The organism is Myroides sp. LJL116, from assembly GCF_054871685.1.
Window position 1 is genome coordinate 85,027 of the sequence record NZ_JBTXLR010000011.1, and the last position, 20,247, is coordinate 105,273.

Consider the following 20,247-nt stretch of genomic DNA (forward strand, 5'->3'; position numbering starts at 1 on the left):
TGTCCTTTATTGAGCTCAGGTTCATTTATTTAGATTAATTATAAATTTTAAATGTTTTTCTATTTTTTCCTATAATGGAGTGTTTTGTCTTTTATTGCTTTGAAAATAATTAGGTAGAAGAAGTGGCCTTGTTTTTGTATATCGGACAAGAATGACCGTTAAGGAACTGGTAATCAGTTAAAAAAGAAAAGAGGCCTTTGAAAAAGGCCTCTTTAAGTGAGTTTTGTTGTATGTGAGTTTGGCTATTTGTTACTCAATACTACAAAAAATATCTTTATTAGACAATAGGTTAGGTGTTAATCCCATCCTCCACCAAGGGATTTATATAGTTTAACTCTTGAGAGAAGTTTCTTTTGTCTAAACTCATTTAACCTCAATTCACTATCAAGCATATTCTTTTGAGCGTTAATAACTTCTATATAAGTTGCGAATCCACTATTGAATAAAAGGTTGGATTGTTTTACTCCTAAACGAGAAGTAGTTACTTGCTCTTGTGCAATTTGAATTTGCTGTTCAACGGTCTGTAAATTAGTAAGAGCGTCGGTTACTTCTGTAATAGCAATATATACTTTTTTCTGTAGATCTATTTCCGCATTTTCTCTTTCTATTTTAGAAACTTCAAAGGCAGTTTTTAGGCGCTTTTTATTAAATAAAGGACCAGCAAGATTAGCTGCTAAATCTCCAAATAATGCACCAGGGATATTGAACCAGTTTTTACCTAGCATAGCATTAACTCCTCCACCTACATTGATGTTTAAAGAAGGGTAGCGGCTTGTTTGTGCTACTCCTACTGCTGCATTTTTAGCATCTAATTCATATTGGGCACTTTGTACATCAGGTCTACGACTTAACATAGCAAGAGGTATCCCTGTGGTTAAAGCCTCATTGCTTTTTACAGTAGATAACTTTGTATCTCTTTTAATAGAGGTAGGTAGTTGTCCTGTTAATATACTAAGGGCATTTTCTTGGATGGCAATGTCTTGTTCCAATTTAGGGATAAGAGCTTTGGCCACTAGCATTTGGTTACGGGTTTGTTGAATAGCCAAAGAGGTGATTTGTCCTGCATCTCTTTGTAATTCTACAATGCGTAGAGTGTTTTTAGTAAGCTCGTAGTTACTTTGAGCCACTTCCATTTGTGCATCTAGTAGAAGTAGGTTATAATACCCCGTAGCTATATCGCTGATTAAAGCAGTTTGCACTGCTTTTTTAGCCTCATTTGTTTTTAAATATTGGGCTAAAGCCATAGCGCTTCTACTTTTAATTTTCCCCCAAATATCTAACTCCCAACTCAAAGCTAGTCCAGTTTTATGTTGGGAAGCATTTAAGTACATGTTTGTTGGAACTTCTTTATCTTTATAATACTTAGAAGAAGCGGTATTGTATACATCTTTTGAACGGTAAGCATAGTCAATTCCAGCTATAGTAGCATTAATAGATGGTAACCACTCTAATTTTGCTTGGCTAGCTTGTAATTGAGCCATTTCTAAATTATTTAGAGCCATTTTGAAATCAAAGTTAAAGGCTAGACCTTGTGTTATGAGTTCTACTAATTGTTCATCTTCAAAAAATTCTTTCCACTCAATAGAAGCAATACCCACAGAGTCTATAGGAGAGCTCAGGGTGTCTTGTCCTTTATAATGATCAGGTATATCTAATACAGGTTTTTTATAGTTGCTTTGTGGGGCACATCCTACACTTAGAAGTAAGCCGCCACCAAATAAAGCATATAAACCATATCGTAAAATTTTAGTATTTGTTTTCATATAGTTTATTTAATCGTTGGTGAATTTTGATTTTAATTTCTCATCCCAGTTTTGGAATACATAGTATAATACAGGGATAAAGAAAATACCAGCAGCTACCCCAAATATCATTCCTCCAGCAGCACTAAAGCTAATTGAGTGATTTCCTTGAGCCGATGGTCCAACCGTAAACATAAGAGGTATTAAACCAGCTACGAAGGCAAAAGAGGTCATTAAAATTGGACGTAGACGCATTTTAGCTCCTTGTATAGCTGAGTCAAAAATAGATAAACCATTTTTACGCTGCTGAAGGGCAAACTCCACAATTAAGATGGCGTTTTTGGCTAGTAGTCCAATTAACATAATTAATCCTACTTGTACATAAATATTGTTCTGTAGTCCAGCTAGATTCACAAATAAAGCCACACCTAATATACCCGTTGGTACACTTAATAAGATGGCAATAGGCAATAAGTAACTCTCGTATTGTGCACATAATAAAAAGTACACAAACACAATACTTAAAGCAAAGATAATTGCAGCTTGGCTACCAGAATCTTTTTCCTCTAAAGACATTCCTGTAAATTCATAGGAATAGTTCCCTGGCATATCTTGAGTCACCTCTTCAATAGCCTTCATGGCATCTCCAGTACTATACCCTGGTGCAGGGTTAGTTTTAATAGAAATAGAATTATATAAGTTATATCTAGTTACTGTCTCAGGTCCTAATACTTTTTTAAGCTTAATTACCGTATTGGCAGGGATCATATCACCATTTTTATTTCTAACGAAAATGGAGTTAAAACTCTCTGGGTTTTCTCTGAAATTTACATCAGCTTGCATATACACTCTATAGGTACGTCCAAAACGGGTAAAATCTCCAGCTTTTATACGCCCGTAGTAGTTCTTAACGGTATTCATTAAGTCCTTTACACTTAAACCTAAAGTTTTTGCCTTTACATAATCAATCTCCATTAGGTATTGAGGGAAATTGGCCTTAAAGGAAGTAAAGGCTGTACTGATTTCTGGTCGTTCATTTAATGAGGCGATAACCTGTTGGGCAACATCACTAAATTCATCGAATCCACCTCCCATACGGTCTTGTAATACGAATTCAATTCCTCCGAAATCTCCAAATCCAGAAATTGTAGGACGTGGGAATACGTTAAAACTAGCCTCGTTAATTACAGATAAATCCTTGGAGATATCCTCAATTACACCATCAATATCCTTGATCTTACCTCTTTCTTTATAAGGTTTTAAATTAATATACCCTACAGCAAAAGATGGACTGGCATTACCATCAATAGCATTATATCCTGAAATAGCGGTCATTCCAACTATATCCTCTCTTTGTTTTAAGATACTATCTGCTTTAGCAAGAACTACTTTAGTACGAGCTAAAGAGGCTCCAGCTGGCATAGCTAGGGAATAAGTAATAAAACTATCGTCTTCTCTTGGAATAAAGGAAGAAGGGGTGTTTTGTAAAAATACTACTCCAACACCTATAAAAAGAGCAAGCCCTGCAAGGGTCACTTTTTTATTGGTGATTAATTTTTTAATGGCCTTTACATAAGTATTGGTAAAGGAGTCAAATGCGGTATTGAATGCAAAGAAAAACTTAGCTAAACTGCGTTTAATAGTATTTTGCTTTTTAGCATCCATATATTTTTTGTCCCCCTTAGCCTCTAAAGGCAGTTGTTGGTTTTCATTATGTGGTTGCTTTAAAAATAAAGCACATAATGCAGGAGCCAAAGTAAGAGCATTTATCGCACTAATTAAAATAGCAAAAGCTAAGGTATAGGCAAACTGTTTATAGAATATACCTGCTGGACCTTGCATAAAACCAACTGGTAAAAACACGGCAGACATTACTAAAGTAATAGAGATAATTGCTCTTGTAATCTCCGACATGGTTACTAAAGTAGCTTCTTTAGCCTTAAGACCAGTTTGATGCATTTTCTCATGTATGGCCTCGACCACCACAATGGCATCATCCACCACAATTCCTATGGATAACACTAATGCGAACATAGTCAGTACGTTAATAGAGAAGCCCATTAAGTAGATGAAAAATAAAGTTCCAATTAGGGAGATAGGAATTGCAATAACAGGAATAATAGTAGATCTAAAGTCTTGTAAGAACAGATAAACGATGATAAATACTAAGATAAAAGCCTCAAAAAGAGTGTGTTTTACTTGGTTGATTGATTCGTCAATTTGGTCTTTTACCGAATAGGTAATTTCATATTTTATACCCAAAGGGAAGGTTTTAGATACATTTTCTAATACCTTTCTCACAGCAATATCAATATCTCTTGCATTAGATCCAGCCGTTTGTGTAATGTTCATGGTTAATCCCGGATAGCCATTCACACTATTATCACTTCCAACGTTAGATGCTCCAAATTCTACTCTTGCTACGTCTTTAAGCATAAGAACAGATCCGTCAATATTGGTTTTAATTACAATATCTTCATATTCCTCTGGTAGACTAAATCTACCTTTATGTTTTAATGCAGTTTCGAAAGCTTCATCCGAGGTCTCTCCAAAGTTACCTGGTGCAATTTCAAAGTTTTGGTCTTTAATGGCTGCAATAATATCCTGAGGCACTAAATTATATAGGGCTAGTTTTTCTGGATTAAGCCATGTACGCATGGAGTAATCTCTAGCTCCAACTCTACTTACAGAGGCTACCCCAGGTACTCGAAGTAGTTCTCTATTGATATTAATTTGGGTAAAGGCCTGTAGGAAAGTCTCATCATAAATTTCTTCGGGGTGATCCGAGTAAAAGTTGATGGTCATAATATTTCCACTTTGACGTGGAGTTACAGAAACCCCATTCTCATTTACCTCAGAAGGTAAGTCAGCGGAGGCTTTACTTACTCTGTTACTTACATTTACTGCAGCTTGATCTGGGTCAGTACCAGCTTTGAAAAACACGCTGATAGTTCCTGCTCCACTGTTACTAGCCTTTGAGCTAATGTAGGTCATATTATCCACACCATTAATAGATTCTTCTATAGGTAATAAGACACTCTTGGCTACCGTTTCAGCATTGGCTCCAGGGTAGGAGGTAGATACCTGCACACTTGGAGGGGCAATTTCAGGGAAACGCGTAATGGGTAATAAAGTTAGTCCAACAAGCCCCAATAATACAAACATGATGGATATTACAGTGGCTAATATGGGGCGGTTTATAATCGCTTTTAACATAATTGGCTTTTTTACTTTAATAAAAAGTGTTGGTATATCTTTTTAGCTTCTTTTTTAAAGAAGTTCAGTGGCTTAGTTGCTTGATTTTACAAACATGCCTTCTGTAATTTTATCAAATCCCGTTTTAATAACGCGATCTCCCGTTTGTAATCCTTTTGTTACAATGTAGTTTTTACCAGATACTCCGTCAATTTCAATAGCTTGAAATTTTACTTTTTGATCTTGGTCTATAATGTATACAAAGGTTTTATCTTGAATAGAGGTAGTTACTTCTTGTGGAATTAAAATTACATTTGGTTTAGTTTCTTTTAATTTAATGGTTCCTGTATTACCAGAACGCATTACGTCTTTAGAGTTTGGAAAAGAAGCACGAATAGAAATAGAACCGGTATTTCTGTTTACCTGTCCATTAATCATATCTACTTTTCCTTTTTCAGCATATTCGTGACCGTCGGCTAGAATAAGAGTTACTTCGCGTTCAAAACTTGCATTTGAACCAGCGAAATTTGTAGTGTCTGAATGATTTTCTTTACTAAAATAAAGGAAATCCGATTCACTCATACCAAAGTATACATATACTTCACTTACGTCAGATAATACCGTTAAGGGCTCTTTATCACTTTTAGAAACCAAGTTTCCAATACGCTTTGGCATTCTACCAATGTATCCAGATACAGGAGCTTTAATTACAGTATAATCCAAGTTGATTTGTGCACTTGCTACTGCAGCAGTTGCTTTAGCTAAAGAAGCCTTTGCAATCTCATAGTTACTCTTTGCTGTTTCTAATTGCACTTCAGCGATTACTTCATTGTCAATTAGTGGTTTTAAACGTTCGATCTCTAAGGCAGCATTTTTCAATTTTGCCTTCTCTACGTTTTCCGTAGCAATCATATTATTTAAAACCTCTTGGTAAGGTTGTTTGTTGATTTGGAAAAGTGGCTGTCCTTCTTGTACAAAGGAACCTTCATCTACGAAGATTTGCTCTAAGATTCCTTCCACTTGTGGACGTATCTCTACGTTTACTTTTCCTTCGATGCTCCCAATGTAATCCTTTACTGTTACTGCCGTAGCTGTGTCTACTACAATAGTAGGTAAGGCAAGGGCATTCTCTTTAGGATCAAGATCTTTGTTAGTGCCTATATTACAACTATTGATACCGATTAATGTTCCAATCATTATAAGGGCGGATAATCCAACTAGGATAGTTTTTTTATTTGTTATCATTGATGAAATATAATTTTATTAGTTAAGGTGATGTATTGTATTTGTTTAAGTTAAACAATTGCCATGCCAAAAAAACTCCTATCTATCTTTATTATTTATTAAGAATAACGTAAATAACTGTTTGTTAATGGGTTGTGTTGTTTTGTTATTTACTTTATTATTAAAATTAAGATATTATTTGCATTATTTTAGTATAATTTAGTAATTAAATTTTTCAATTATAGGCAATAAACAAAAACTTAACCTTCTTGTACTGTGGTTATTGTGGACAAAATGCCATTTAACATAGGATAAACAGAATACAGATAGCTATAAAGGCTAAAAAATCACGTATAGCTAAAAGCTAACGTGATTTTTAGTATAATAATTAGTGTGAGCAAACACACTATTGTTTTGTGTCTGTGGTATTTGGAAATATTCCAATAGCACTAGCGTATAACGCAAAGTAGGTACTAAATAAAAAAGGTAAACTTAAAAATATACCCAATACTAGGAAAAAGGGACCTAACCCTAGACTAAGTAAAAGCATGACTACCATTATAATAGCTAGGTAGTTAAATAGTATTACCAAAATAAAGGCAAATGGTTTTTTATTAACCACCATTACACTATTGGAGATTGCTTTAAATGGCGACATATCCGTAAATATAATAAGTGGTACTACAAAAACAAGTAGAATATTGATTAGCGAATTTATTGCAAGTGCCACTAAGTTTAATCCCACTAATTGTAAAGCAAAACTAATGGAAGAAAAAATAATACTCATAGAAAACTGGGCAATAAAAATGCTTAGGGCTTGTTTTTTGATTATAAAACGAAATAAATCAAACATTCTAGGCATTTGTAAAGCACTCACTTTATAATTGGAGTAAATAAAACCTCCTACAAATATACTAGCCACCGCCGATACTATAGAACCCACTAATAGGTAAATAGCCATTTCAGAAGAGGTTAAGCTCAATGGGTCAAAGTTTAAGAACATCTGGCTTACTTGTTCTGGATCTTTACTTACAAAACGTATCAATACTGTGCTGAGTATAAAAGAAAAAGCAAAACCTAAAAACATCAGACCAGAGGCACTGCTTAAAACGGTTCTTTTATAGTACTGAAATGATAATTGTAAGATTTGACTAGGACTTATCGCTAGCCCATTTTCTTTTATCTCTTGTAATTTTTGCTCAATAGTTGTCATAGTCACATTGCTATATAATAGCCTTGATTTAAAATTGGTGAAACAAATCCTTAGTTTAGTAATTCAAAAGTATTGCCTTGTTTGATATCCTTGGTGTTATATCCTTTTAGAAACCATTGTTGTCTTTGCTCACTTGTTCCATGAGTAAAGGACTCTGGGTTAATTTGACCGCTATGTCTTTGTTGAATAGCATCATCACCAACAGCAGAGGCAGCGCTTAAAGCAATAGTAATATCCTTAGGTTCTAAGTATTTTTGGATATATCCTGCCCATAGACCAGCATAAAAATCAGCTTGTAATTCTTGAGCTACAGATAATTCATTGGCTCTAACTTTAGAGGAGTTAGCCTGTAGTTTTCTAACTTTTTCATTGGTTCCTAGTAAGTATTGTACATGGTGACCAACTTCATGGGCAATAACATAAGCTATGGCCATGTTACCTCTTTGAGCTCCGTATTTGGTATGAAGTTCTTCAAAAAAACCTAAATCCATATAAACTGTTTGATCTGCTGGGCAGTAAAACGGCCCTACTTGCCAAGAGGCAGACCCACAAGCAGTTTGTACTTGGTTTTCAAATATCTCCATTTTAGGTTCTTTGTATACAATGCCGTTTTCTTGGAATACCCTATGCCATACATCTTCGGTGTCTGCAAACATTACTGCTACCATTTCTCCCATTTGCTTTTCTTGCTCTGTTAATTCTCTTGTGGAAGTAAGAGCAGTAGTCTGGGTGGTTTGTTGTGCAACTTGTTCTAAAACTGGAGCGATTTTAGCTCCTGTATCTCCTCCAAATACATAAAGTAAAGTAATGACGATACCTAATAAGGCTCCTCCGATAGCGGTTTTACCAGCAGATGATTTACCCCTAGAATCTTTGACATTATTACTTTGTCTTCTTCCTTCCCATTTCATAGTATAAAATTTTTACACAAAAGTAACAAAAATCTATGGCAATACCACTATTTATAGGCATTGGCTGTTATTAAATACCAAGAGTAGATGAAAGAACCTGTGTCTATATGGGTTGTGTAAAAGGATTTATTTACCATAGGCTTTATAACATAAAGTAAATAAGTCTACACTAGTAGTGAAATAAAAAATGGGTTATCCCTATTTTAAATAAGAATAACCCATTAGGTAAGTATTTTGTTAGCAATTATGCCATTGTAGTAAATACGTTTTGAACATCGTCGTCTTCTTCGATCTTCTCTAATAATTTGTCTACATCAGCTTGTTGCTCTTCTGTCAATTCTTTAGTTACCTGTGGAATACGGTCAAATCCTGAAGAAAGAATTTCAATATCTCTAGATTCTAATTCTTTTTGAATTGCTCCAAAGCTTTCAAATGGTGCATAAATCATTACTCCATCTTCGTCTTCAAAGATTTCATCGATACCAAAATCAATTAATTCTAATTCGAATTCTTCTAAATCCATTCCCTCTTGTGCAGGAATACGGAAGTTACAAGTATGATCAAACATAAATTCCACTGAACCAGAAGTCCCTAGAGTACCATTACATTTGTTAAAGTAACTACGGATGTTAGCTACAGTTCTGTTATTATTATCTGTAGCACACTCAATTAAAACAGCAATACCATGAGGACCGTATCCTTCGAACATTGCTTCTTTATAATTGGCAGTATCTTTATCTGTTGCACGTTTAATAGCACGCTCCACATTGTCTTTAGGCATGTTAGCTGCCTTAGCATTCTGGATTACCGCACGTAAACGTGAATTAGTCTCAGGGTTAGGTCCACCTTCTTTTACAGCCATTACAATGTCCTTACCGATTCTTGTAAACGTTTTTGCCATAGCAGACCAACGTTTTAGCTTACGTCCTTTTCTAAATTCAAACGCTCTTCCCATAATAATTCTAACTTAATTTTTAGTAATGCAAAAATATAGCTTAATTTATAGAAATCATAAAAAAAATAGGAGCTTATTTTTAAGCTCCTATTATTTGATGGTTTTATTTTTTGTAGAAAGGTGTTTTAACCACTTTAGCTTCTACGTCATTTTTACGAATACGGATAAAAATAGGTGTGTCCACTGCAGCTAAAGCTGTTGGAACATATCCCATTCCGATTGCTTTTCCTGTAGAAGGAGACATAGTACCAGAGGTAACTATACCTACTTCGTTTCCATCTGCATCTACAATTGCGTAACCTGTTCTTGGAATTCCTTTTCCTACTAATTCAAATCCAATTAATTTATTTTGGATTCCTGCTTCTTTTTCAGCTTTTAAAATATCACTAGCAATAAAGTCTTTAGTGAATTTTGTTACCCATCCTAAACCAGCTTGTAATGGAGATCTCTCTTCATCTAGTTCGTTACCGTATAAACAGTATCCCATTTCAAGACGTAAAGTATCACGAGCTGCTAATCCAATTGGTTTGATTCCAAAAGATTCTCCAGCTTCAAATACTTTATTCCAGATGTTTAAAATATCTTGGTTTTTCACATAGATTTCAAAACCTCCTGAACCTGTGTATCCAGTTGCAGAAATAACTACATCTTGAACTCCTGCAAACTCCCCAATTACAAAATTGTAAAAAGCAATATCGCTTAAGTTGATGCTAGTTAAACTTTGCATAGCCTCAATTGCTTTAGGACCTTGGATAGCTAAGATAGAATAGTCATCTGAAAGGTTTTCTACTACTGCTCCAACTTGGTTGTGCTTGTTAATCCACTCCCAGTCTTTATCGATATTTGAAGCATTAACTACCATTAAGTACTCTTGGTCGTTTACTCTATAAGTAATGATGTCATCAATTACTCCACCTTTCTCATTTGGAAAGTAGCAGTATTGTGCTTTTCCATCTACTAAAACAGATGCATCATTGGAAGTAACTTTTTGGATTAACTCCAAAGCGTGAGGACCAGAAATTTTGAAAATACCCATATGGGAAACATCAAATACTCCAACACCGTTTCTAACGGTTTCGTGTTCTGCATTTACCCCTTCATATTGTACAGGCATATTAAAACCTGCAAATGGAACCATTTTTGCTCCTAAACCTACGTGAATGTCGTTTAAAGTTACTTGTTTCATTGTGTTGTTATCTATTAATTACAAATTATGTGCTAAAGTAAGTTTTTTTTTATGGATTCAAAAAATAAAAAAGCATTTGTATTAATTATAGATATAATTAATACAAATGCTCTGTATGTATAAGGAAGTCTTTAATAGACTTTGTAGTCAATAAGTCAATCTACTTAGAAAAAAGTAAGGATCCACTCTACGATATAATTAAATACTCGGGTTAGAATAAGTGTCATAATTTTTGGTGTTATATGGTTTAGTTAGGTAAGGGTAAATGTACTAATTATTAGGTTATTAAGAAAATATTTACTTAAATATTATATCCTTATTAACTAAGAGTTTTCTTTAAAGGTAGAATTATCTCGCTAAAAACGCCGTTTTTATTTTGTCAAATACGTAGTAATGGACATTAAAAAGTGATATATGTGAAAAATAAATAAAATTTATTTGAATAAATACGCAAGGTATAGGGCTTTTTGTTTACTATTTGTTATTTGTATGTAAATGGTATTATTTAATGTAGTAACTTTATAAACAGTGAGTTAAGTTATTTGTTTTGGAATGTTAATTAGAAAGATTCCATTTTAAAGCAAAGTTGCTTCTAGTGAAAATTGGCAAGAATACTTCATGGAGTTGCTGCTGCGCCTTCATTTTTAATCTTATTCTGTGCAGTGTATAGTGCTTTGTTTTTAGTTAAAGATACCTTAGTAAGTAGGTATATATAAACAAAGACTTGTAGGTTAATAAAGGATCTATTTATTCAAAATGTAGAGTAGTAGATCTTGGTTATCTTCAAGTAGGATGGGGATTCATTCTATTATAGGTGTCTTTTATTAGTTGAAAATCCTGTGAAATCTAAGCAAGCATTTAAGGGTAAGCTATTAGCATTTGGAGATCTTTGAATTTGTTTTCAGGCAAAAAGAATGAGGTTTTAGGTGGAATTGATTTAAAATTAAAATTATGGAAGATATGCAGGAATTTATAGATTCACTCCAAGAATTGTATAAAGGGCACCCAGATGTAGCGGTGAGCTTAGATTCTATTGAGAAAGAGTTAGAAGCCGCCTTTGTTTTACATAGAAACAACAGGGCGATGCGAAACAAGATAGTTTCTGATCTAATTGTTCAAAAAGTAATCCTCTTACATGGGTATACTGATGCTAGACCTAGTGAGGTGGCAAAGTCCCTTGAAAAGTATGTACACGAGCTGGTGTATAGTAATGAAGATTTTTTCCTAGAATTTGCGAAAATTTTCTTTAATGGGAAAAAATTAGATGCTCTCTTAGTTTGCCTTAAACAGTATTTTGATGAGGCGGATACCTTTACTGTAAATGCTATGGGTGCTAGATTTTGGTATAATGCTTTATTGATATTAAGAAGTGGATTTTCTTTAAAAGGCAAAATACAATCTAATCAAATTGCCTTAGAGCAACTTATCTTACAGTTAGAAAAGAATTTTTTCCATGTTTTGTCTATTTCGAAAAATAAGTATATCACAACTGCTAAACGTTGTATAAAGGATTATCCCACTTATGCTTTTGGATATTACTATGTTGGATTGAGCCACTTTAGAAAAAACGAATATGATCTAGCAGCAAAATACTTAAGGTTATCTCTACAACAAGGATTTTCGGCTTATGCTGCTTATTATTATATACTGTGTTGGTGGGAGTTGAAAAGTCCTATTGTACCTTTTTCCTTTGGAGAGAATCTCCCTTCGGAAATAGTCAATTTAGCATATATCATAAGAGCAAAACGCAAGAGCCCTGAGTTAAAAAACAAACATTATAAACGAACATATTACAAATTAATGTATAAGTTTTACAAATGTGCTTGGGATAATTATAGTTTATATTTTTATAAAGACACTTTCCTAAGCAAGCATATGTACAAAATGCTTGATTGGATGATGTGTGGAGAGGATATCGCAAAAACATGTTTAGAATTAAAGTGGTATAAAAGGGCTTTATATTATGTTGATCTCTCTTTGGACATGGGAGATTATTTTCCAATGCATCAACTAAAACTAGAGTGTTTAATAGCATTAGAAGATTTTGATCAAGTAGTACAGTATTATGATAATTATTTTGAAAGAGAACACCCTTATGAAATAGAGGAGTTGTCTAAGTTGTATTTAAAGTCTTTTTATCTCAAAGCAAAATTATGTAAAGGAGTAATCACAAACTTGTACTCTGAGGCGGAACACACGCTAAAAATTCTTAATGAAAAAACCATTCCTATTTCCAAGGTAGAAGAGATAGGAGACACTTCTTTAGATGACTTAGGCTTTTTACAAGAAGCTTTAATCAAAGAAATAGAATTAAGTAGGACCACCTTAGAAGATATCCTCAAAGCAGTACCTAATAATTAAAATAATAAGACAAGACACAGTAATAGATTTTTAGGCTATATGCCTTAAGGTATGTGAGGATTTTATGGATTAAATAACATAGGAAATTCTGTTTGTTTATGGTGGGTATGGAATAAAAAAAAGGATATTTTTTATTTGGCTTATTTGCTCGTAGCTTTGCTTTTTAAATAAATAGGGTGTATACCTTAAATAGGGAACTAGGTAATGAATAGTATTTTAAAAAGAGCATTAAAAAGAGAACTTAAAGCATGTGCAGAATTATCTTTAAGGGAGTTAGAACAAACCTCAAAGGGACATTATATCTGCTTTGTAGATGATAAAGAGGACTCTTGGGATGTGCAAGTTGTTTTACAAGGTGAAAAATTACAAACCTCGAGTTGTGATTGCCCTAGTGAAAAGCAACATTGTATACATGTTTTAGCAGTTTTAAAACACTTAAGCTCTGTTAATGTGCAGCAGCAACCTAGTGAAGAAGTACAAGAAAAAACTGCCAAATCTACTTCTAAACCCCTTAAGAAGACCCCTAAGAAAAAAACCTCTGTAACCCAGGATTTACTCCAAAGTATGGATAAGAATACCCTTCAAGAATGGGTTTTAGAGGTGTTTAAGAAAAATAAGGCTTTAGAAAAACAGTTTGTTTTGAGTTTTGCCAAAAAGGACATAACCTATGACCCTGAAAAGGTAATAGAAATTACCCAAGGGGTTATTTTAAGTGTAAGAGGTAAGCGAAAAACCCTTGAGGCCATGAAAATTAAAAAGATCATCGATCTTTTGCAAATTGCCATTGAACCGATCAACACCTTTATGTTCATTCATATTGATTCCCCTGTGGCTTATGAATTATTTTGCGCCTTCTTAGATACTTTAGATGACTTTGATAAAAGTATTGTACACCACAGTAAAAGGTTGGGTATATTTTGCGATAATTATATTGAGAAGTATGCCTTAAGTGTACATCAAATTAAAGATCCTAAAGTTTACAGCCAGCAAATAGCTTTTTATCTAAGCAGCATTTTTGTAGAAGATTATCGTCTTTTAAAGCAGCACTGTTTTATATTAATACAACAGTTATATATTCAAGCCACCACTGAGCAAAAGAAAGTTTTTGCTACAGCTTTAGAAAGTGAATTAAGTAAGCACTTAGGCAAAAAGTATTACTTCAAAGGAGAGTTCTCTACCTTTTTATTAGAAGTAAGTAAGCGCCACGAGTTTTACCCAAAGGTAAAAGAGTTCTTTGCAAAACAATATTTTTTCTAAGCTTTTATATTTTTAGTATTGGTGTATTACTAAGTTGTTTACCCTGCCTTATTTTTACAGGCTTTGCAGAAGAATTTAAAAGTAAGAAATAGGGTGGATTTAGTTTCTTGTTACCTTGGTATAAGTTAATAGACAAGGGGATATAAAATCTAAAAGAATGCTTCTTTAATAAAAAAGAAGTTATTACCTTGTGCCTAACTAACACACCATAATTATGTTTGATACACAAACCTATATAAATAGAAGACAAGTATTAAAAAAGAATTTCCCACAAGGTGGTATTTTACTTTTTCTAGGGAACATAGAAAACCCTATTAACTTCAGAGATAACACTTACCGTTTTAGACAAGATAGTACCTTTTTGTACTACTTTGGTATATCAGCTCCGAATTTAGCGGCTATCATTGACTTAGACCAAGATAAAACTATTGTCTTTGGAGATGAAATGTCCATGGATTTAATTGTTTGGATGGGACGTCAACAAACTTTAGAACAAAAGAGTTTGCTTTCAGGGGTAAATACTACTTTACCTTTCAATCAATTAAAAGATTACCTTGCTAAAGCTATAGCTACCAATAGAGCAGTACACTATTTACCAGCCTACCAAAGCTATAATCAAATTTTATTAAGTGATTTATTACACACTCCAATAAAAGATTTAAAAGCTTCAGTAAGTTTTATTAAAGCAGTTGTACAACAAAGACAATATAAAGAGCCTCAAGAAATCCAACAAATAGAAAAAGCTTTGGCTGTTTCTGTGGATATGCATCTTTTGGCTATGAGAATGACTAGACCAGGAGTTAAAGAATATGAGATTGCTAGTGCAATAACTCATTTAGCTGCTTCTAGAAATTGTGAGCTAGCTTACCCAAGTATTGTAACTATTCATGGAGAGATTTTACATAACCACTACCAGCAAAATACTTTAAAACCAGGAGAATTATTATTAAATGACTCTGGAGCAGAAGTTGCTAGTGGATATGCTTCAGATTTAACACGTACTATTCCTGTATCGGATACTTTCTCACCAGTTCAAGCTCAGGTATACAATATCGTTTTAGAGTCCTTTAATCAGGCTAAAGCCATGTTAAAACCAGGAACTAGTTTTAAAGATATTCACTTACATGCAAGTAAGGTATTATGTGAGGGATTAATAGATATGGGTATTATGAAAGGTAATGCTCAAGATGCAGTAGATATTCACGCACACACTATGTTTTTCCAATGTGGTCTAGGTCATATGATGGGACTAGATGTACACGATATGGAAGACTTAGGAGAACAGTATGTAGGATACACAGATACTTTGAAAAAGGAAACCCAGCAGTTTGGATTGAAATCTCTTCGCTTAGGAAAAGAACTTGAAAAAGGACATGTTGTAACTATTGAGCCTGGTATTTACTTTATTCCGGAGTTAATCTCTAGATGGAGTAAGGAGAATAAATACAGTGAGTTTATTAATTACGATCGCTTAAACGATTTTGTTTCTTTTGGAGGAATTCGAATAGAGGATAACTTCTTAATAGAAAGTTCTTCTTATCGTCTACTGGGTCCTGAGTTAATTAAAACGGTAAAGGATATCGAACAATATAGAGCAGATCACCGTTAAGAATTACTGGTAGAACAACTTATTTAAACATAGATAAAAATCCTCTTTTAAAGCCCTGGTTTTAAAAGGGGATTTTTTGTTTTGGATAGAAAGTGATTTATCTCAAGAGTAAATAAGATATAGTATTATCTAATAGCGATTTATTGTTAATGTTTTTTGCTAAGTAGGCAGGTTATTGGCTTTTTGTGTTTTTTAATTTTAAAATAATTTCTAAATATTATAAAATATAGTTATATTTATGTAATCAAAAACCATTTTACTATGATTAAGAAAATTTCAGGTATGGCAGCCCTAGCAATGTGTTTAACATTTGCTTTTGTAAGCTGTGCAGATAAAAAGGAAACACCGGCCCAGGAGCAGCAAGAGGCTGCCGCTACAATGGCTAATACTTCTATTTATGTACTTGTACATGATGGGCATGGACAAAACACTCCACAAAACTACGTTCAAGTAGCTGTAGTTTTAGAAGGAGAGAATAATCAAACAGCACAGATTGTGGTTAGTTCACCACCTGAAAATACCCAAACAAGCTGTTCTTTACAAACAACTGCTAAGAAAGTTAGTGATACACAATACCAGGCTACCTTACAAGGAGTTCCAGTTAATTTCTTTTTTGAAAAAGATATGTTGACAATTGATACAGAACTAGAAGGAGATCGCGGTGTTTTACGTGAATATTGTCTAGAGGGTGCTTCTTTGTTAGGAAACTATAAGTTAGCAGCTCAAAACTAAGTTAGACTATGGTAGGCATTCCTTTTAAAAACTATAATTATTGGTTTTTTTGGGGTATAAATACATAATTTACACAATAAAAAAGGTGATAAGGCTTTTTATAATAAAGCGTTTATCATCTTTTTTTATTTTTAATTCTATTTGTTATGCATTATTTTGAGTTATATCAGTATCTAAAAGAATTGTATAATTCTACTTCTAACCCAAGTGTAAGTAGTTCTTTAGGGGTTCAAATTCAGCGGTATGATTTTACCTCCTTATCGGCTAGTGGCATACTTCTAGGTGGGCCAGAGTTATTTTGTACCTCCCATCAAAAGAATTTTACTAGTACAGTTAAGCAAAAGGATAAAGATTTTTCTACCGAACACTCTTTAAATGCGCCAGATTTTAGTGTCAAAGAAAATCTAGACTTCCCAATTTGTGTAATGAGGGATTTATCCCCTTTGCCAAGCACAGAGGTTATTGTGCTTTTTCACGGTTTAAACGAAAAGAGATGGGATAAGTATCTACCTTGGGGATATGAACTGGTTAAAAAAACAGGTAAAGCAGTAGTGTTTTTCCCTATTAGTTTTCATATGGAAAGAGCACCTTTACACTGGTCAGATCGAAAATTAATGTTCGAAGTAGCCAATCAAAGAGCAACAGATGTAACCAAAAATGCAGATACTAGTTATGTTAATGCAGCTATTTCTACGCGAATGCAAGAAGATCCAAGCCGCCTTTTCTGGTCTGGTTTGCAAACTTTTTATGATTTTTTGCAGTGGATAGAAGCCTTGAGACAAGGGAAATTTCATGGCCTGGATAAAACAGCTAGTATTGATTTATTTGGTTATTCCATTGGATCCTTTTTGGCAATTATTTTAAAACTAGCCAATCCAAAAGGAATCTTAACTAACTCTAAGTTAGTTTGTTTTTGCGGAGGAATGACCATAGATAGAATGTTTCCTGTATCCAAGTATATTATGGATGCCAAGGCCACTATAGCAATGCAAAAAGTATTTGCCGAGTTATTGACCACCAATTTTGCTTCTAATGAAAGGCTTGCCCATTACCAGTGTGAGGTGTCTCACCCTGTGGAAAGTTGGTTTAAAGCCATGTTAAGGTATAATCATTTTCAAGAGCAAAGGGAAGATAGGCTAAGACAAATGGAAGATCAAATCTATAGTATTAATCTTTTAAAAGATGAGGTAGCCCCGCCGGTGGAGGCTTTAAATATGCTTCAAGGACCTTTTAGAGATATTGGTATTAAAGTAGATATACTAGATTATCCTTTTAAATATTCTCATATGCTACCTTTTTCTTTGTCTCAAAAAGAGGCAACACAAGTGGATGAGCATTTTAATAACACCATGCAAAAAATCGCAGATTTTTATAATAAAGACTTCTTTAGAGAAAAATAAGGCTTATGGAAAGAAAGGATGTACTATTAGAGGCTATCAAAAAGATGGAATTACTATTGCAGGCTTTAAGTAAAAAAATTACCCATGATCAGACACCTGCCTTTATCGGCCAAGTATTTTTAAAGGATTTAAACTTGGATCTATTTTCAGAGGATATGGAGGATTTTTCTAAACAGGTTCTTTTATTACAAGGTATGGATCAAAATAATTTCTTATCCCTTATGGCTTTACTACAGTATTTAGAAAAAAGTCCGGTTAATAATTGTTTTGCTTTAGAGCAAAAGATGCAAGTTGTAAAGCAAGTTTTACAACAAAACTACAAGGTTTTTGTGTTTTAAAATAAGCTTTGAATAAGCAAGGTCGCCTTGTAGGTTGAACCTTATTATTGACTTTATTGCAAGGGGTATCTTTTTGTATTTAGGCTAGAATAAACAGGCGAGAGGGCTATATAAAAATCCTTTGAATAGGAGTTAAAAATAGAATACTCGGCATAAAGAGACAGAAATAGGGCTTATGGGTGTTATTTCTGTTTTATTTTATATGTAGGTTTTATCCAATAAAGCACATATCTGTATTTGATTTTTTGTTAATTGTTCATGTAATAATTTTAATAAAGTGACTTTAATAGGTGATTTATTAAGGTTATTGTTGTTTATGTAATTTTGTTATCTTTCGATTTTACATAAAATTAATTAAATGGATAATACGTCTAAAAAAAGTTTAGTAGATAGATTCTTATCTGGAGTAGAGAGAATGGGGAATATGCTACCCCATCCAGCAACCTTATTTGCTGGTTTTGCTTTATTGGTAATATTGCTTTCATGGATAGCAAGTTTCTTTGACCTCTCGGTGATACACCCTGGGACACAACAAGAAATTAAAGCCTTTAACTTAGTTAGTACCGAGGGACTTCATAAGATTTTAACCCAGATGGTTACTAATTTTACCAACTTTGCTCCTTTGGGTACTGTGCTTGTTTCTTTATTGGGAATTGGTATTGCTGAAGGGTCCGGTTTAATTGGTACTTTATTAAAGCGCATTGTATTAGCAGCTCCTCCAAAACTACTTACTTTTGTGATTGTATTTGCAGGTATTTTGTCTAATACAGCAAGTGAGGTAGGATATGTACTTCTTGTACCTTTAGCTGCCATTATATTTTTAGCTGCTGGAAGAAATCCTATTGCTGGTTTAGCAGCTGCCTTTGCAGGAGTTTCAGGTGGATATAGTGCCAATTTACTCTTAGGAACTATTGATCCATTATTGGCTGGTTTATCGGAAGAAGCAGCCAGAATTATCAACCCTACTTATATAGTGAATCCTGCAGCTAACTATTACTTTTTATTTGTTTCTACTTTTGTTATTTCTGGTTTGGGAACTTGGGTAACCGAGAAAATAGTAGTGCCAAGATTAGGGAAATATACAGGAGATGAAAAAGCAATGCCTATTGAACCCTTAACTAGCTTAGAAAAAAGAGGGTTGTTATACGCAGGTATAGCAGCCTTAGTTTTCACTGGATTTATTCTAGGGGGATTAATCCCAGAGGATGGGTATTTAAGAGGGAGTGATGGAGGTATTTTAAAATCTCCTTTTATGTCTAGTATCGTTTCTTTATTATTTATTGGTGCTGCCATTGGAGGTATTGCCTATGGTATTGGAGCCAAAAGTATAAAGAGTGATGCAGATGTGATGAAGGGAATGTCTAAGAGTATGGAGACTCTAGGCTCCTATATTGTACTGGTGTTTTTTGCGGCACAGTTCGTAGCTTATTTTAACTGGACTAACCTTGGCCTTATCTTTGCTATAGAGGGAGCTGGAACGCTTCAAAAATCAGGATTAGGTCCTATTCCTTTAATGTTAATGTTCGTTTTAGTATCTGCCCTTATTAACTTAGTAATGGGAAGTGCTTCTGCCAAGTGGGCTATTATGGCTCCGGTATTTATTCCAATGTTTATGTTACTTGGTTATTCCCCAGAACTTGTACAAGTAGCCTATAGAATAGGGGATAGTGTTACTAATATTATTTCTCCAATGATGAGTTATTTTGCTTTGATTGTTGCCTTTATGCAACGTTATAATAAAAGTGCAGGTATTGGAACTATTGTATCCACGATGTTACCGTATTCGATGGTATTTTTAATTGGATGGTCTATTCTATTAGTTATTTGGATATTATTAGGACTGCCATTAGGCCCAGATGGTCCATTATATTATACTGCAAATTAATGTAGTGTAATCTTAATAGCATGCCAATTAAAAGCCCTTTACTATAGTGGACTGACCCCAAAAAGTTGGACGAAGTTATGCAATCTTTTTAATATAATGAGCTCGGTATTCCACCGGGCTCATTCCATTTAAATTAATACGTATTCGCTCGTTATTATAATATTTTATATACTGTTTTATTTCCTGTGTCAACTCCAGTATGGAGTTGTATTTCTTTAGATAAAATAGTTCTGATTTCA

General features: G+C 33.8%; 15 protein-coding genes. 7 read left to right on the top strand and 8 right to left on the bottom strand.

What is annotated here, in order from left to right:
• Positions 1 to 296 precede the first annotated feature (296 nt).
• From ACYSNM_RS09750 to gcvT, 7 genes are all read right to left on the bottom strand, one after another.
• Entirely contained in the window at positions 297 to 1,763 is a 1,467-nt protein-coding gene (locus ACYSNM_RS09750) for a TolC family protein (RefSeq protein ID WP_461756720.1), read from the bottom strand.
• A gap of 9 nt (positions 1,764 to 1,772) precedes the next feature.
• Complete coding sequence (locus ACYSNM_RS09755) at positions 1,773 to 4,958, bottom strand: efflux RND transporter permease subunit (RefSeq protein ID WP_461756721.1); 3,186 nt, start codon at positions 4,956 to 4,958, stop codon at positions 1,773 to 1,775.
• A 72-nt stretch (positions 4,959 to 5,030) separates the two neighbouring features.
• Positions 5,031 to 6,182 carry an efflux RND transporter periplasmic adaptor subunit gene (locus tag ACYSNM_RS09760; protein WP_461756722.1) on the bottom strand — a complete coding sequence of 384 codons (1,152 nt, stop codon included), beginning with the start codon at positions 6,180 to 6,182 and terminating at the stop codon, positions 5,031 to 5,033.
• A gap of 385 nt (positions 6,183 to 6,567) precedes the next feature.
• The gene (locus ACYSNM_RS09765) at positions 6,568 to 7,374 is read right to left on the bottom strand and encodes a hypothetical protein (protein ID WP_461756723.1); all 807 of its coding nucleotides are present in this window, start codon (positions 7,372 to 7,374) and stop codon (positions 6,568 to 6,570) included.
• 50 nt (positions 7,375 to 7,424) lie between these two features.
• Positions 7,425 to 8,285: a KPN_02809 family neutral zinc metallopeptidase gene (gene ypfJ, locus ACYSNM_RS09770; RefSeq protein WP_461756724.1), complete on the bottom strand. Its 861-nt coding sequence runs from the start codon at positions 8,283 to 8,285 to the stop codon at positions 7,425 to 7,427.
• Positions 8,286 to 8,529: 244 nt separating this feature from the next.
• Complete coding sequence (locus ACYSNM_RS09775) at positions 8,530 to 9,240, bottom strand: YebC/PmpR family DNA-binding transcriptional regulator (protein WP_461756725.1); 711 nt, start codon at positions 9,238 to 9,240, stop codon at positions 8,530 to 8,532.
• A 103-nt stretch (positions 9,241 to 9,343) separates the two neighbouring features.
• Positions 9,344 to 10,426 (bottom strand): glycine cleavage system aminomethyltransferase GcvT, encoded by a 1,083-nt coding sequence (gcvT, locus tag ACYSNM_RS09780; protein WP_461756726.1) that lies wholly within the window; start codon positions 10,424 to 10,426, stop codon positions 9,344 to 9,346.
• A gap of 951 nt (positions 10,427 to 11,377) precedes the next feature.
• Between gcvT and ACYSNM_RS09785 the strand changes: the two genes are divergently transcribed.
• The 7 genes from ACYSNM_RS09785 (at position 11,378) to ACYSNM_RS09815 (ending at position 20,008) form a co-directional block, all read left to right on the top strand.
• Entirely contained in the window at positions 11,378 to 12,787 is a 1,410-nt protein-coding gene (locus ACYSNM_RS09785) for a hypothetical protein (protein WP_461756727.1), read from the top strand.
• Between the two features lie 204 nt (positions 12,788 to 12,991).
• Complete coding sequence (locus ACYSNM_RS09790) at positions 12,992 to 14,044, top strand: SWIM zinc finger family protein (protein WP_461756728.1); 1,053 nt, start codon at positions 12,992 to 12,994, stop codon at positions 14,042 to 14,044.
• A 214-nt stretch (positions 14,045 to 14,258) separates the two neighbouring features.
• Positions 14,259 to 15,653: an aminopeptidase P family protein gene (locus tag ACYSNM_RS09795; protein WP_461756729.1), complete on the top strand. Its 1,395-nt coding sequence runs from the start codon at positions 14,259 to 14,261 to the stop codon at positions 15,651 to 15,653.
• A 261-nt stretch (positions 15,654 to 15,914) separates the two neighbouring features.
• Positions 15,915 to 16,385, top strand: coding sequence for a hypothetical protein (locus ACYSNM_RS09800; protein ID WP_461756730.1), 471 nt, complete (start codon positions 15,915 to 15,917; stop codon positions 16,383 to 16,385).
• 146 nt (positions 16,386 to 16,531) lie between these two features.
• Positions 16,532 to 17,785, top strand: coding sequence for a DUF6051 family protein (locus tag ACYSNM_RS09805; RefSeq protein ID WP_461756731.1), 1,254 nt, complete (start codon positions 16,532 to 16,534; stop codon positions 17,783 to 17,785).
• Positions 17,786 to 17,790: 5 nt separating this feature from the next.
• Positions 17,791 to 18,123 (top strand): hypothetical protein, encoded by a 333-nt coding sequence (locus ACYSNM_RS09810; RefSeq protein WP_461756732.1) that lies wholly within the window; start codon positions 17,791 to 17,793, stop codon positions 18,121 to 18,123.
• Between the two features lie 358 nt (positions 18,124 to 18,481).
• A complete protein-coding gene (locus tag ACYSNM_RS09815) occupies positions 18,482 to 20,008 on the top strand; it encodes an AbgT family transporter (protein WP_461756733.1) in 1,527 nt (508 codons plus the stop codon).
• A 75-nt stretch (positions 20,009 to 20,083) separates the two neighbouring features.
• Here ACYSNM_RS09815 and ACYSNM_RS09820 read toward each other — a convergent pair.
• On the bottom strand, positions 20,084 to 20,247 hold a 164-nt coding region (locus ACYSNM_RS09820; protein ID WP_461756392.1), incomplete at its 5' end, for an IS3 family transposase.

Bases quoted from the DNA above. Each gene is read 5' to 3' on its own strand.
- ACYSNM_RS09810 (WP_461756732.1), top strand. From the start codon at position 17,791: ATGGAAAGAAAGGATGTACTATTAGAGGCTATCAAAAAGATGGAATTA.
- ACYSNM_RS09815 (WP_461756733.1), top strand. From the start codon at position 18,482: ATGGATAATACGTCTAAAAAAAGTTTAGTAGATAGATTCTTATCTGGA.
- ACYSNM_RS09760 (WP_461756722.1), bottom strand. From the start codon at position 6,182: ATGATAACAAATAAAAAAACTATCCTAGTTGGATTATCCGCCCTTATA.
- ACYSNM_RS09750 (WP_461756720.1), bottom strand. From the start codon at position 1,763: ATGAAAACAAATACTAAAATTTTACGATATGGTTTATATGCTTTATTT.
- ypfJ (WP_461756724.1), bottom strand. From the start codon at position 8,285: ATGAAATGGGAAGGAAGAAGACAAAGTAATAATGTCAAAGATTCTAGG.
- ACYSNM_RS09775 (WP_461756725.1), bottom strand. From the start codon at position 9,240: ATGGGAAGAGCGTTTGAATTTAGAAAAGGACGTAAGCTAAAACGTTGG.
- ACYSNM_RS09755 (WP_461756721.1), bottom strand. From the start codon at position 4,958: ATGTTAAAAGCGATTATAAACCGCCCCATATTAGCCACTGTAATATCC.
- ACYSNM_RS09765 (WP_461756723.1), bottom strand. From the start codon at position 7,374: ATGACAACTATTGAGCAAAAATTACAAGAGATAAAAGAAAATGGGCTA.
- ACYSNM_RS09795 (WP_461756729.1), top strand. From the start codon at position 14,259: ATGTTTGATACACAAACCTATATAAATAGAAGACAAGTATTAAAAAAG.
- ACYSNM_RS09785 (WP_461756727.1), top strand. From the start codon at position 11,378: ATGGAAGATATGCAGGAATTTATAGATTCACTCCAAGAATTGTATAAA.
- ACYSNM_RS09800 (WP_461756730.1), top strand. From the start codon at position 15,915: ATGATTAAGAAAATTTCAGGTATGGCAGCCCTAGCAATGTGTTTAACA.
- ACYSNM_RS09790 (WP_461756728.1), top strand. From the start codon at position 12,992: ATGAATAGTATTTTAAAAAGAGCATTAAAAAGAGAACTTAAAGCATGT.
- ACYSNM_RS09805 (WP_461756731.1), top strand. From the start codon at position 16,532: ATGCATTATTTTGAGTTATATCAGTATCTAAAAGAATTGTATAATTCT.
- gcvT (WP_461756726.1), bottom strand. From the start codon at position 10,426: ATGAAACAAGTAACTTTAAACGACATTCACGTAGGTTTAGGAGCAAAA.